Source organism: Marinobacter sp. 1-4A (genome assembly GCF_016597725.1).
Taxonomy (GTDB): Bacteria; Pseudomonadota; Gammaproteobacteria; order Pseudomonadales; family Oleiphilaceae; genus Marinobacter.
Genome location: NZ_VCGY01000001.1, coordinates 711603 through 724784, shown reverse-complemented (window position 1 = coordinate 724784; position 13182 = coordinate 711603). Strand labels below are relative to the sequence as shown.

General features: G+C 53.4%; 13 protein-coding genes. 6 read left to right on the top strand and 7 right to left on the bottom strand.

Going from position 1 to position 13182, the window contains the following annotated elements; all coding sequences use genetic code 11:
• Positions 1-67: 67 nt before the first annotated feature.
• A complete protein-coding gene (locus tag FE845_RS03155) occupies positions 68-1090 on the bottom strand; it encodes an AraC family transcriptional regulator (RefSeq protein WP_200361712.1) in 1023 nt (340 codons plus the stop codon).
• Positions 1091-1456: 366 nt separating this feature from the next.
• Between FE845_RS03155 and FE845_RS03150 the strand changes: the two genes are divergently transcribed.
• Entirely contained in the window at positions 1457-1996 is a 540-nt protein-coding gene (locus FE845_RS03150) for a class I SAM-dependent methyltransferase (RefSeq protein ID WP_200361711.1), read from the top strand.
• A gap of 33 nt (positions 1997-2029) precedes the next feature.
• Here the strand turns inward: FE845_RS03150 and FE845_RS03145 are convergent, their stop codons facing one another.
• From FE845_RS03145 to FE845_RS03120, 6 genes are all read right to left on the bottom strand, one after another.
• Positions 2030-3475, bottom strand: a complete 1446-nt coding sequence (locus tag FE845_RS03145) for a phospholipase D family protein (RefSeq protein WP_200361710.1) — start codon at positions 3473-3475, stop codon at positions 2030-2032.
• 18 nt (positions 3476-3493) lie between these two features.
• The gene (locus FE845_RS03140; protein WP_320159662.1) at positions 3494-4228 is read right to left on the bottom strand and encodes a glutamine amidotransferase; all 735 of its coding nucleotides are present in this window, start codon (positions 4226-4228) and stop codon (positions 3494-3496) included.
• On the bottom strand, positions 4225-4950 hold the full coding sequence (locus tag FE845_RS03135) for a YebC/PmpR family DNA-binding transcriptional regulator (RefSeq protein ID WP_200361866.1): 726 nt from the start codon (positions 4948-4950) through the stop codon (positions 4225-4227). Before FE845_RS03135 ends, FE845_RS03140 begins: the two co-directional genes overlap by 4 nt.
• A 97-nt stretch (positions 4951-5047) precedes the next feature.
• The gene (locus tag FE845_RS03130; protein WP_200361709.1) at positions 5048-5848 is read right to left on the bottom strand and encodes an MBL fold metallo-hydrolase; all 801 of its coding nucleotides are present in this window, start codon (positions 5846-5848) and stop codon (positions 5048-5050) included.
• A gap of 148 nt (positions 5849-5996) precedes the next feature.
• A complete protein-coding gene (locus FE845_RS03125; protein ID WP_200361708.1) occupies positions 5997-6425 on the bottom strand; it encodes an SRPBCC family protein in 429 nt (142 codons plus the stop codon).
• A gap of 102 nt (positions 6426-6527) precedes the next feature.
• Positions 6528-7403, bottom strand: coding sequence for an AraC family transcriptional regulator (locus FE845_RS03120; RefSeq protein ID WP_200361707.1), 876 nt, complete (start codon positions 7401-7403; stop codon positions 6528-6530).
• Between the two features lie 186 nt (positions 7404-7589).
• On the opposite strand from FE845_RS03120, the gene FE845_RS03115 reads away from it, so the two are divergent.
• The 5 genes from FE845_RS03115 (at position 7590) to mmsB (ending at position 13146) form a co-directional block, all read left to right on the top strand.
• Complete coding sequence (locus FE845_RS03115) at positions 7590-9083, top strand: CoA-acylating methylmalonate-semialdehyde dehydrogenase (protein WP_200361706.1); 1494 nt, start codon at positions 7590-7592, stop codon at positions 9081-9083.
• A gap of 26 nt (positions 9084-9109) precedes the next feature.
• Complete coding sequence (locus FE845_RS03110; protein WP_200361705.1) at positions 9110-10276, top strand: acyl-CoA dehydrogenase family protein; 1167 nt, start codon at positions 9110-9112, stop codon at positions 10274-10276.
• Positions 10277-10303: 27 nt separating this feature from the next.
• Complete coding sequence (locus tag FE845_RS03105) at positions 10304-11083, top strand: enoyl-CoA hydratase (protein WP_200361704.1); 780 nt, start codon at positions 10304-10306, stop codon at positions 11081-11083.
• Positions 11084-11113: 30 nt separating this feature from the next.
• Entirely contained in the window at positions 11114-12196 is a 1083-nt protein-coding gene (locus FE845_RS03100) for an enoyl-CoA hydratase/isomerase family protein (RefSeq protein ID WP_200361703.1), read from the top strand.
• 62 nt (positions 12197-12258) lie between these two features.
• Positions 12259-13146, top strand: coding sequence for a 3-hydroxyisobutyrate dehydrogenase (mmsB, locus tag FE845_RS03095; RefSeq protein WP_200361702.1), 888 nt, complete (start codon positions 12259-12261; stop codon positions 13144-13146).
• The last annotated feature ends 36 nt before the right edge of the window (positions 13147-13182 follow it).

The following is a 13182-nucleotide window of genomic DNA, read 5'->3' as shown; positions in this document are numbered from 1 at the left end:
AATGTGCAGAGAATGTCCAAACCGTGACCGGCTTCAAATTGCTTTGCTGTTGAGTTGACTGGAGCAATTACTGGCTTTTTTGCGACTGCTTGCGAACATCACCCGGAGTTTTCCCCGTCCAGGTACGGTAGGCTTTGGTGAAGCTTGCCTGATCACTAAATCCAAGCTTTTCAGCAATGGATTCCAGGGGCACATTGGTGTCTCTGAGGTATAAAGTTGCGAAGTTTTCCCGAATTTCGTTTCTTACTTCACGAAACGAAGTGCCTGCACTGGCAAGGTGTTGGCGCAGGGTGCGAGCACTTATGTCGAGGCGCCGGGCAATGTTGCTTGTGGTGCATGGCCGACCAGGCTGGCTCATGATCATCTCCCGAACCTGCATCAGTGTTTCATCGGCCTGCCCGGTTTGTTGCCCGGCTATTTTTCGTGTGCGGGCCAAAAGAAACTGAAGGCTTACGCTATCCTTTTGGCTGGGCTGCCCTTTCAATGTCATGGTTATCTGGTTGCAGGGCGCGTCGAAGTGGAACTCGCAATCCTTAGCCAATGACTGCCATGAGTTGGCATCACGCCGTGCTGGGAAAGCAAACTGGATGTCGAAATGCTCACATACCTCCGCAGATACCCGGTGAATACTGCCCATGTACATTTTGGTTATACAGGGGTTGAGCTCACCCAGCCCCCAGGTATCGAGCAGACGAATATTGAAGGTTGGTCCGGTGGAGTTAAGCTCCATATCCATTAAGGGAAGGCCAACACGCAGATACTGGACAATCATGCTGATAAGTTGTCGCGGATTGTCCTGACCAAGTACGGCAAACCCAAGTAGACCGTGGCTGGGCAAGTCCAGCTGTTGCCCGAACTGGAAGGCAGCTCTCTCGTCGTTCATTAGCCAGTCTGCTTTTTTCAGCACGGAGGTTATCTCCTGCATGCTGATACTTGCGTCTGGGTCATCCAGCATCGCGTCAGTAATATTGGTGTCGTTTAGGAGGGCTGCCCGTTTTACACCTCTGCGTTCCATAAACTCGATGAAACGACGCACATAGCGTGCAGAGATCAGGGGCACCTCAAGGGCCATACGATTTGAAATATCCATACTCCTATCCCTGATACGAGCGAAGCCCGTAAGATCGTCGTGTTTTGCTACTGGTTCAGGCGAAAATCGGTTACTTTTTGCATTTTGATTGGCGTGCACAGTATAGACATGATGCTGTTGAGTCGATTTGGCAGCCCGTCACGAAACGGCCGCGATGGCCGGATATGACAAATGAAACATTTGTCAGGTTGAGCATAGGTAGTTGGAGGGTGCTTGCAGAAACCAATACTAACGATAGAAAGGGCAGCTCATCCTGTTGTTTGTGAGGGCGCCCCATGCACCGTGTGTAAGCAAGGTACTTTGGCTGGCTTTCGAGTTGTAGATGGCAAAAGGTACTTGCGTTGCCCGCTCTGCGAGGCAACTTTAATGGCGCAGGAAAGCTGGCTTTCCGCGGAAGAAGAGCGCGTTGTGTATGATCTTCACAACAATGATCCGGGCGATTCGGGCTATAGAGCCTTTCTGGAAAAGCTAGCGGTGCCCATGATTGAACGCATCCCGTCTGGAGCAGTAGGGCTGGATTTTGGTTGTGGCCCCGGTCCGGCGCTTGCGGAAATCTTGCGCGAATCCGCAATGGATGTGGCGTTGTACGACCCCTTCTTCTACCCGGAGCCGTCAGTTTTAGATCAACAGTACGACTTCATTACCTGCACGGAGGTGGTTGAGCATTTGCATCACCCGGCAAAGGTATTTACTCAGTTAGATGGTTTGCTAAAGCCCGGAGGATGGCTTGGCATAATGACGTGTTTTCAAACCTGCGATGAGCGGTTCGATAACTGGCATTACCGCCGAGACCCCACCCATGTTGTGTTTTATCGTGAAGCAACCTTGAGGCTTATTGCAAAGCGCATGGGCTGGATTATGTCGGTGCCCTGTAAGGATGTGGCTGTTTTTCACAAGCCTTTATGAAAAAATGGGATGCTAGTAAGCACTAAAACGGGCTCAAAATGTCGAAAGCCCAGTGGCTTCCATTAACCTGTATCGCCAGTAACGCAGCGCTGAGTCGTCCGCCCAGTGCTCGTAAGGTAGGCTCATAGTAGGGTCTGAGTCTGGGCCAGACTGCCACTGGCGGTCAAAGAAGCTCTTGGCCTTTGTGGCTAATGCAGAATCGGGTGCGACAGAGACCCAAGCATTGGTTTCCAGGTTCAGGTCATCAAGATTGCGCCGAGTAAAGTTAGCGGAGCCTAGCAAAACCTCAGTAGGGCCGGTTGCCGGGTGTAGCATCAACAGCTTGCTGTGGCACTGCTCACCCAAGGTGTTGCACCAGCGTACGGGGATGCCAGCTTTGTGCAACTCCAGTGCAACTTGCCGGTTGGGTATGCCGCTTTTTTGATGGCCAAATGCTTCGTTGTTGGCATCAAGCAGAACCCTCACTTTTGCGCCACGCTTATGGGCATCGAGCAGCGCAGCAACCACTGACCGGTGTGACAGGTAAAAAAAGGCGAGATCAAGCTGGCTTCCGTTTTGGGCGCTAGAGATCATCTCAAGTGCCGTATCCCGAATCGCAGATTCAGTTTTCACTGCAATCGTTCCAGCAGCATTGTCGGTGGTTACCTCAGACGATATTTTCTGGTTGATCAGCTTATTCAGTGCCGTGTTAGGTTGGCGAGACATAGCTAGAACCGCCTGCTCACTTTTCAGAACATCTATAACCGCCGGGCCAGTAAAACTAATCGCAATGTTGCTATGCCTGCTGCTGCCATCGTGCGGGTTGGCAGACGTTATGAAAGCCCGCAGCTCATCACCCTCGTCGGCAACCAAAACCTTGCGATGGTTGGCTTTGAAGTTGGGTAAGGCAAGGTAGCTACGAATAGTGACGGGCTCTGTGCCTAGAGCATTTGGCAGCCAGCCACTTTCAGCATTGTTTCCAAACCACTGGCAGCAGAGCCGCCAGATTGCAGACCATGCAGGGTTGCTGTCCCGTAGCGGTCGCAGGTTGGTTTCTGTTACGGAGATGCCCGCTTGCCGAAGGGCCTGAAACCATGGCGATACAGAGCCACCGTAAAGAGTATTCAGTGGGTCAGAGATGACAACAATCTCCAACTCCGGCTGCTCTGCTTTCCGATTGATAAGCGCTTGGGTTAGCTGCTCCGAAAGGCGGCGGTGCGCTACACCTTCAGGGCTGCTGCTGTTGAAGAGAAACATATCGACCAGAATAAAGGACTGAGCCTGACCGATGAGGCGTAGGATTTCGTCAAATATCTCGTGGTCGCGGGTTTCGGAGCCGTCGCTGTGGTGGATGGTGGTATCTGTCAACAGCTTTGCATCACTGAGTGGGTGTGCGCCGCCGTTGTAACTGATGCCGGGCGGCAGGGGCTTGTAGCTGTGATATATCCCCACGCCGACCAATGCCAGAACGATAACTGCGAACAATACCTTCAATGTCATAAACGGCTCTGTGTCGTTTTAGCCAGCATGGTTTTCTTTAACCAAATCAGAAAACCGTTTCAGCAGACCGGAGGCTTCCGGGGCATCGGTAACCGAGCTGATCATAGCTTGCGGGTCGAACCCTTCACGTTCCAGGTCTGGCGCTTGCACACCCAAGTAGGCTTTCATAACAGCGCTGGAAAACTCCGGATGAAATTGCACGCCCCACGCACACTTACCCACACGGAATGCCTGATGTGGCTCGAACTCATTACGGCCGAGCAAAACTGCACCCGGAGGTAGGCTCAATACGGACTGTTTATGAGTAAGCTGCGCGCTGAAGTTAGGAGGCATGGCACGGAATAGCGGGTCTTCCAGAGCACTGGTCAGCAGCTCTATGCGTTTTGTTCCGCTCTCGCGGCCCTCCGGATGGTAGCCAACTTCGCCGCCTAGGGCGTGTGCCAGAAGCTGGTGCCCGTAACACACCCCGAGTAAGGGAATGGTTTTGTCAACTACACGGACCAGCCATTGTGCAGCGCTTTCGCTCCAGGGTTCGCGGTCGCTTACCATGGCCGGAGATCCGGTTACCACAACACCGTCCCAATCAGCGGGATCGGCGGGTAGCTCACCGGCCTCGGCATCAAATACGGTAATGTCTAACCCTGATGACAGGCCGCGCAAGAACCACTGATCGAAGTCACCGAACTCTTTTTTGATGCTCGGATAGGTGCTACCGGTTTTAAGAACAGCCACTCGCGGCTTAGGTAGGCTCACTGTTCCGGCAATTCCGCGTTGTGGAAGATGTTCTGCACATCGTCCAGTTCGTTCAGCATGTCGCAAAACTTTTCAAACATGGGGATGTCGTCACCTTCCACCGGCGTTGTGGTTTTCGGCAGGAATTGGATTTCATCCACCTCGAAGTCGATATCGGCAAAGGCGTCTGTCAGTGCTTGACGAGCTTTGGCATATTCCGTGTTTGGTGTGAATACGGTGATCTTCCCATCTTCGTTTTCAATATCGGTAACGTCGACGTCGGCTTCCATCAAAGCTTCAAGCACGGCTTCATCGTCTTCGCCTTTGAATACGAAAATAGCGCTGTGGTCAAACATGTGGGCAACAGTGCCCGGTGTGCCGATTTTGCACTTGGTTTTGGTAAAGGCTAGGCGCACATCGCCAAAGGTGCGGTTAGGGTTGTCGGTTAGGCAATCGACAATCACCATGCAGTTACCGGGGCCGTAGCCTTCGTAGCGAGCCGGTGAGTAGTCCTCGCCAGCGCCACCCCGGGCTTTATCTATGGCTTTTTCGATAACGTGGGAGGGCACCTGATCTTTTTTTGCACGATCAATCAGCCCGCGTAGTGATAGGTTGCCATCCGGGTCGGTTCCGCCGGACTTGGCGCTCATGTAGATTTCGCGCCCGTATTTACTGTAAACCTTGGTTTTGGCCTGTGCTGTTTTGGCCATGGATTCTTTGCGGTTCTGGTAGGCTCTGCCCATTTTTGCGATGCCTTCTACTTGCGGGTGAAAAGGCAAGATTTTACGCAAGAATCCCCGTTTGGGACAGGCCTATTTGGTTGGCCTGTCCCGCAAGCGTTTAGATGTAGTCAACGGGCTCGCGATAGTTGTCCTGCGTCATCAGGTCGATACCGCACTCCACATTGCTTACCCAATTCAAAAACTGATCAACCATCACCGGGCCTTCAAAGCGCTTTCCGTGCTGGGGCACAATCATTGCCACGTCCATTTCCCGGATCATGTTAGCCCACAGTCTGCATACCTTGTTTGAGGCAATATAGCGCCGGTGGAATCCCATCATATGGGGAATATGGCGGTCAAAGTCCTGTACTGGAAGGTGGTCGTCAGCAGCGCCCATCGATGCCCCAAGATCTCCAGAGAACAGGATTTTTGAGACCGGATCGTAGAACTGCAGGTTGCCCACAGAGTGCATGAAGTGGGCAGGCAAACACTGTAGGTAAGATTCACCAAACTTTACGTTGGCGCCTGCATCCGGAATGCTGATGATGCGGTCGTAAACGTTGCCGCTTAGTTGATTGGTGACGTAGCTTGATACCAAATGCGGGAGGAACCGCGCCCACAGCTTTGATGTGACAATTTTTGCACTCGTATGAACAATCCAGCGATCAATGGCGCCGATAATGTCGGGGTCCTGATGCGATGCAAATACAAAGTCCATATCCTTTATATTCATGTATTTGGACGCAGCCACCGCAAGCGGTGTGTAGGTGAGGTCGCCGCCTGGGTCGATCAAGGCTTCGTGTTTGCCGTCAACGATCAAAAACTGATTAGACTGAACGCCTTCTCCGGTGACCAGAGAATCAAACATTAGGCACTTGTGGTGCCCGTTATCAAACAGGACGATCGGCTCGTTTGCCATTTTGATCTCCGCAGTGATGAGGGTCGGCCGGTAGGCCTTTTAGTTGCAAGTGGCGCGGAGAGTACAAAATTGACGGATAGCAACAATTGCCACAGGTCAATTATCTGATATCCATCAAGTAACGTTTTGTATCATTCGAAGCCGTGAGTCAGGCCAGTTTGGGAACCTGCTTGATCCCACGACGTATGGCGTGTTCCAGCCCGGCACTGACCAGTTTTCCGGTGTAGGGCACGATATCGTCAAAGGTAATGCGATAGCGCACTCGGGTATGACCTTCCGGGGTGTCTTCAAAGCGAATGCGGCCCAAGTGATTGCGGATCGGGCTCAAACTGGTGATTGTGTATTCAATCAACGTGTCCGGCTCAAAACTGGTTACCGTTTCCTCCAGTCCAATCGGGCCGATGCCAAGCTTGCGCACAGAGCCAAGGCCGTTAGGGTCTGCTTGATCGCTGTTCTTGATTCTTTTAACAGGCGCCCCGAGAAGCTTCCCGAAGCTATTATGATCAGCGAATAGTGCAAACACCTTGCTGCGCGGTACGTCGAAAGTTTCGTCAATTTCAAAAGTATGTGTCGCCATTTTTATGCTTCTTTTGCGTCTTTGTCTCCAAGACTAACGGTTTCGCTTCTGCAACAAAAGTCGTAGATGGAAACAGGCGAGTTACTGGCCTGTTGTGCCTTATTAATGCCTCGGCGTGTGTCTGTAATCCATTGGTGACTGCCCCATGACTTTTTTGAATAGCCGGGAGAAGTAATAAGCATCGTCATAGCCCAGACGGTGGCTTATCTCTGTAAAACTCAGGCTTGTAGCATCCAGCATCTGGCAAGCACGCTCCACTTTAAGGTGAAGGAAGTGCTGGATGGGTGAGGTACCAGTTTGTTCACGGTAGCGTGTCGCAAAATGCGCAGGGGAAAGCCCAGCAAGATCGGCAAGCTGTTCAAGGGTAATGCGCTCATCGAGGTGTTCGTGCATGTAATTGTTGATGGTATCCAGTTCGGCTTTTCGTTCTTGGCTTGTTTCATCAATACTGATCGGCACCGCAGCCAATAGTTGCCTTAGACGGTTGGCCGCATGAATCAGACCGCGCGCCCGAAAGCCCGTCTGGCGAACAGATAGCAGGCCGTTAAAGTCCACCAGCAGCCGAGGTTGTCTCCCCAAATGGCGGATTGGTGTTGACGCATCAAACCCCATATATGTGTGAAATTCGTTAGCCAATGGCCCGGTGTAGTGCACCCAGTGAATCGTCCAGGGGTTTTCCGGGTCAGCTGTATAACGGTGGCTGGCCCCCGCTGGCAGTAACAGAAGGTCTCCTGCCTCCATTGTGTAAGGCTCTCCTTTTAAGTTCAGAAAGGCCCTGCCTTCGGTGCAGTAAATCAAAAGATTGTCGCGATGATGCTCCCGGTGCATGTGGTGGCCTGTGGCTCTGCGATAGTGGCCGAATGCCAGTGGATAGAGGTCCCGAGTGAGCGGATGATCAGACAAAAGGCTAATAATGGGAGCTGGTACCACGTAGCGTATGCTGTCTTTGGGTACTGGCCATAAGGACGTTTGTGTCATGCTGAGTGCTTGTGTTGTTTGCGGGATAATCGAAAGATAGTCCATCAAGGTCGAAATTTAGTCAATCATCAAGTGCCAGAGGTCGTGCTAAGGTCCCAGCATAGATTGCTATAGATTGCTCATTCATTGCCAAAGCCACTGTGCTATTGGCGCGCTTTCCGCACAACAACAAACAGGGATACCAAGATGAAAGACGTTCCGCTGTACCTAGCAGGTGAATTTGTTCAGAGCCAAACCAACGAATGGATTGACGTAACCAACCCGGCCACGAATGAAGTGATCGCCCGAGCGCCGTTTACCACCAGCGCAGAGATGCGTAAGGCGATTGAGACTGCCGGTGAGATCTTCAAAACATGGAAAGAGGTTCCGGTTTCGGAGCGCGCTCGTGTGATGCTGCGTTATCAGGCCTTGCTGAAAGAACACCACGACGAGATTGCAGAAATCCTGTCGCAGGAGACCGGCAAAACATTTGACGATGCCAAGGGCGATGTCTGGCGTGGCATTGAAGTTGTCGAACATGCAGCCAACGTCGCTTCGATGATGATGGGTGAAACCGTCGAAAACGTAGCCCGGGAAGTGGATACCCACTCTTGGATCCAGCCTTTGGGCGTGTGTGCAGGTATCACTCCGTTTAACTTTCCGGCGATGATCCCTCTTTGGATGTTCCCCATGGCCATTGCCTGCGGCAACACCTTTATCCTCAAGCCGTCTGAGCAAGACCCGCTCACGCCTATGCGTTTGGCTGAGTTGTTTGAAGAGGCCGGTGCACCCAAGGGTGTGCTGCAGGTTGTGCACGGAGGCAAAGAACAGGTTGATGTGCTGCTTACCGACCCCGCAATCAAGGCTGTGTCCTTCGTAGGCTCTGTGCCTGTTGGCCGCTACATATACGAAACCGGAACCCGCAACATGAAGCGTGTTCAGAGTTTTGCTGGCGCCAAGAATCACATGGTTATCATGCCGGACGCAGATAAGCAGCAGGTTCTCAATGCCCTCGTAGGTGCGTCTGTTGGCGCAGCGGGCCAGCGTTGCATGGCTATTTCGGTCGCCGTATTTGTGGGTGAGGCCCAAGCCTGGATTCCGGAACTTAAAGAGGCCATGGCAAAAGTTCGCCCGGGTGCCTGGAACGATTCCGGCGCAAGCTACGGCCCGGTGATTTCGGCCAAAGCCAAAGATCGTGTTGAAGCGCTTATTGCCACCGGCGAAGCGCAGGGTGCAAACCTACTCCTCGACGGTCGTGGCTGTAATGTTGATGGTTTGCCAGATGGCAACTGGGTTGGCCCAACCCTGTTCTCTGGCGTTACCACCGAGATGGACATCTATAACGAAGAAATCTTTGGCCCGGTACTCGCCTGCATGGAAGAGGACAGTCTGGCGGACGCTATCGCCCTGATTAACAAGAGCCCGTATGGCAATGGCGTATCCATCTTTACAGGTTCTGGCGGTGCTGCCCGTAAGTTCCAGCATGAGATCGAGGTCGGTCAAGTGGGTGTGAATATTCCCATTCCTGTGCCCCTGCCGTTCTTCTCGTTCACTGGTTGGAAAGGATCGTTCTACGGTGACCAACACGCTTACGGCAAGCAGGCTGTGCGCTTCTACACTGAAACCAAAACGGTTACATCCCGTTGGTTCTCCAGTGAGGCGACAACGTCCGAGGCTAACTTTTCTATCCAGTTGCGTTAATTGCGTTCTTCGCCAGGAGCCTAACGATGGATTTTAACCTGACTGAAGACCAGCTCGCGTTCCGCGAAGCAGCCCGTGCCTTTGCGGAGAAATCCATGGCCCCCCATGCGGCCAAGTGGGATGACGAACACATCTTCCCTGTGGACGTGTTGAAAGAAGCCGGGGAAATGGGATTTATGGGGATTTACACCCCGGAAGCACTCGGTGGCATGGGGCTGTCGCGGCTTGATACATCGGTCATCGTTGAGGAACTGGCAGCAGCCTGCCCCTCAACGGCTGCCTTTATCACCATCCACAATATGGCAACTTGGATGGTGGCAAGCTTTGCGCCCGATGCGCTCAAGCAAGATGTGGTGCCGAAGCTGGCCAGCGGTGAGTGGTTAGCGTCTTATTGCCTAACGGAACCCGGTGCGGGTTCCGATGCAGCCAGCCTGAGAACCAAGGCGGTTCGAGAGGGTGATAGCTACATCATCAATGGCAGTAAGATGTTTATCTCTGGCGCTGGCGAAACCGATATTCTGGTGTTGATGGCCCGCACCGGCGCGGCGGATTCCGGTGCCAAGGGTATTTCCACATTCGTGATTCCCGCGGATGCGGAAGGCATTTCCTACGGCAAGAATGAAGAGAAAATGGGCTGGCACTCCCAGCCCACGCGCATGATCAGCCTTGAGAACGTTCGCGTTCCCGTAGCCAGTCGCATTGGTGAAGAAGGTGATGGCTTCGCCATTGCGATGAAAGGGCTTGATGGCGGCCGCCTCAATATCGCTACTTGCTCGCTGGGAGGGGCCCAAGCGGCGTTGCTTAGAGCCCGCAACTACATGCACGAACGGCAGCAATTCGGTAAACCTTTGGCAGCCTTTCAGGCATTGCAGTTCAAACTGGCGGATATGGCGACCAATCTGGTGGCAGCCCGGCAGATGGTGCGCCTTGGCGCGTTCAAGCTCGATAGCGGCGACACCGAAGCCACGCTCCACTGTGCCATGGCCAAGCGCTTCGCAACCGATGTCTGCTTTGATGTGGTGAATGATGCACTGCAACTGCATGGTGGCTACGGATATATCCGGGAGTACCCTCTGGAACGCTATCTGCGCGACCTGCGTGTGCACCAAATTCTGGAAGGCACCAACGAAATCATGCGGTTAATTGTTGCCCGTCGCCTGCTGGATGACGGCGTGGCCGAGGCCATCCAATAAGCGCACAAAAATAACAGGAGAACCATGATGAGCGATCTGATTCAGCTCGAAAAACGCGAACACATTGCAGTATTAACGATCAATAACCCACCGGCCAATACATGGACGGCGGATTCCCTAAATGCACTGGCAAAAATCGTTCGTGAGCTCAACGAAGACACGAACATTTTTGCGCTGGTTCTGACCGGGCAGGGCGAGAAGTTCTTCTCTGCCGGGGCTGATCTTAAAACCTTTGCGGATGGCGACAAGGCCCGTGCTAACGAAATGGCTCAGTTGTTCGGGGCAGCCTTTGCCGCGCTGACAGCATTCCGGGGCGTTTCCATCGCCGCGGTGAACGGTTACGCCATGGGCGGTGGCCTTGAGTGCGCACTGGCCTGTGACATCCGCATTGCTGAAGAGCATGCCCAGATGGCTCTGCCAGAAGCGACGGTTGGTTTGCTGCCTTGTGCTGGCGGCACCCAGAACCTGCCCTGGATCGTTGGGGAAGGTTGGGCCAAGCGTATGATTCTATGCGGTGAACGAGTCAAGGCCGACAAGGCACTGCAGATTGGTTTGGTTGAAGAGGTTGTGCCCACTGGCAAGAGCCTTGAGAAGGCACTGGAACTGGCAGAAATGGCCTGCAAACAGAGCCCGTCTTCGGTTGCACGCTGCAAAACTCTGGTAATGAGTTCCCGTGATGGTCGCAGCCATTCCGATAGCTGGCGTATGGAGCGTGAGCTGTTTGTTGAGTTGTTCTCAACCGAAGATCAGAAAGAAGGCGTGAATGCTTTTCTGGAAAAGCGTAAACCGGAATGGAAAAACCGCTGAAACCCGAAACCTGCCGGTTTAAGGATTTTTATGAGCAACCAACCGATTGTTTTTGAAGAGTGGAAAACCGCTGACGGCGCGCTGATTGCAGTAGCCCGGCTGAATACACCCAAGGCGCTCAACTCACTCTCTCTTGAGATGATTCGGATGCTGACGCCACAGCTCAAAAACTGGGCGCAAGACGACCGCGTTCGTGCAGTCTGGATTGAGGCCGAAGGCGACAAAGCGTTCTGTGCCGGTGGCGACATAGTTGCCCTTTACCGGAGCATGACCGAGCCCCAGAGCGGAAGCGGCACCAGCGTAGGTACCGCGTTTTTTACAGAAGAATACGAAATGGACTATCTAATCCATTCGTTTCCCAAGCCTGTGGTGTGTTGGGGGCATGGGATAGTTATGGGGGGCGGTATTGGCATCATGGCTGGCGCCTCACATAGAGTGGTTACGGAAGCATCCATGCTGGCTATGCCGGAAAGCAGTATCGGGCTGTACCCGGATGTAGCAGCAGGCTGGTTTTTGAACCGTACCCCCGGGCGCACAGGGTTGTTTTTGGGTTTAACCGGTGCCCGTATGAACGCAGCAGACGCCTTGTTCGTGGGTCTTGCCGATCGCTTCATCAAGCATGAACACAAGGCAGCGGTGGTTGCCGACCTGACCGCGCGTAACTGGCAGGGGGAAGACGCCTTTGCCGTGATGAGCAGTGTACTCAGGCACCACGAAAACCAAAGCGCCGATGCCTTGCCAGAGTCTCCGGTGCGGTCGAATTTCGATACCATCAATCGCGTCACCGATGCCGACACTTTGGCCGATATAGTGTCTCAAATGAAGGAGCTTGCGAGCGGTGAAGGCTGGCTGGCCAAGTCGACCAAACCGTTGAGTGCCGCATCGCCAACATCCTTGGCACTATGCTGGCAGCACTTGCGCAATTGCCGTCTGAATAGTCTTCGTGAGGTGCTCGACAAAGAGCTAACGTTGTCCAAAAACTGCCTTGGTAAAGGCGAGTTTGCCGAAGGCGTGCGTGCCCTCTTAATCGATAAAGACAAGCAACCCCGCTGGCGCTACACATCGCTGGAAGAAATGGACAGCGAGTGGATCGACAGCTTTTTCGAGAAGTAGCCAAACAGGCCGCCTGAGCAGAGGCGGCCTAATCAACCGAATACAAAAACAAGGGGATGAATATGGCAAAGATTACCTTTATCGGCTTGGGCAACATGGGTGGCCCAATGGCTGGCAACCTTGTGAAAGCCGGTCACGACGTAACCGTGTTTGATTTGTCAAAAGACGCCGTAGCCGCACTGGTTTCCGAAGGTGCAAAAACCGCAGAGACAGCACATGACGCAACCAAAGGTGCCGAGTGCGTAATTACCATGTTACCGGCCGGAAAACACGTTGAAGCGGTGTATCTGGGAGAAGATGGTTTGCTGGCGGCTCTGCCTGAGGGCACGCTGGTAATTGACTCATCGACCATTTCTCCCGAGACCGCTCGAGGTGTGGCGGAGCAGGCAGAAGCAAAGCAAATCCCGTTCCTCGATGCGCCGGTCTCTGGCGGTGTGGGCGGCGCTAAAGCGGGCACACTGAGCTTCATTTGCGGCGGCGACGAAGACACCTTCAACAAAGCAAAACCGATTCTGGAAAGCATGGGCAAGAATATCTTCCATGCTGGCGATCACGGCGCAGGGCAAGTTGCTAAAATCTGCAACAACATGCTGTTGGCCATCCTGATGGCAGGCACCAGTGAAGCCTTGGCTCTGGGCGTAAAAAACGGATTGGACCCCGCGGTTCTCTCTGAAGTCATGAAGCAGAGTTCCGGCGGCAACTGGGCCTTGAATGTATACAACCCATGGCCAGGCGTAATGGACGGAGTACCCGCATCACGGGATTACGAGGGCGGCTTTTTGGTCAATTTGATGAACAAAGATCTTGGCTTGGCCTTCGATAACGCTGTGAAAAATCAGGCTGCCATTCCCATGGGCTCTCTCGCCCGAAATCTGTTCACGCTCCATGCCGAGCAAGGCAACGGAACGCTGGATTTCTCAAGTATCCAGCGTTTTTACAAGCCGGAGTAGCTTATACCGGGGCGCAGTTTTCTGTGCCCCGGAAAG

Bases quoted from the DNA above. Each gene is read 5' to 3' on its own strand.
- FE845_RS03155 (WP_200361712.1), bottom strand. From the start codon at position 1,090: ATGGATATTTCAAATCGTATGGCCCTTGAGGTGCCCCTGATCTCTGCA.
- FE845_RS03150 (WP_200361711.1), top strand. From the start codon at position 1,457: ATGGCGCAGGAAAGCTGGCTTTCCGCGGAAGAAGAGCGCGTTGTGTAT.
- FE845_RS03145 (WP_200361710.1), bottom strand. From the start codon at position 3,475: ATGACATTGAAGGTATTGTTCGCAGTTATCGTTCTGGCATTGGTCGGC.
- FE845_RS03135 (WP_200361866.1), bottom strand. From the start codon at position 4,950: ATGGGCAGAGCCTACCAGAACCGCAAAGAATCCATGGCCAAAACAGCA.
- FE845_RS03130 (WP_200361709.1), bottom strand. From the start codon at position 5,848: ATGGCAAACGAGCCGATCGTCCTGTTTGATAACGGGCACCACAAGTGC.
- FE845_RS03125 (WP_200361708.1), bottom strand. From the start codon at position 6,425: ATGGCGACACATACTTTTGAAATTGACGAAACTTTCGACGTACCGCGC.
- FE845_RS03120 (WP_200361707.1), bottom strand. From the start codon at position 7,403: ATGACACAAACGTCCTTATGGCCAGTACCCAAAGACAGCATACGCTAC.
- FE845_RS03115 (WP_200361706.1), top strand. From the start codon at position 7,590: ATGAAAGACGTTCCGCTGTACCTAGCAGGTGAATTTGTTCAGAGCCAA.
- FE845_RS03110 (WP_200361705.1), top strand. From the start codon at position 9,110: ATGGATTTTAACCTGACTGAAGACCAGCTCGCGTTCCGCGAAGCAGCC.
- FE845_RS03105 (WP_200361704.1), top strand. From the start codon at position 10,304: ATGAGCGATCTGATTCAGCTCGAAAAACGCGAACACATTGCAGTATTA.
- FE845_RS03100 (WP_200361703.1), top strand. From the start codon at position 11,114: ATGAGCAACCAACCGATTGTTTTTGAAGAGTGGAAAACCGCTGACGGC.
- mmsB (WP_200361702.1), top strand. From the start codon at position 12,259: ATGGCAAAGATTACCTTTATCGGCTTGGGCAACATGGGTGGCCCAATG.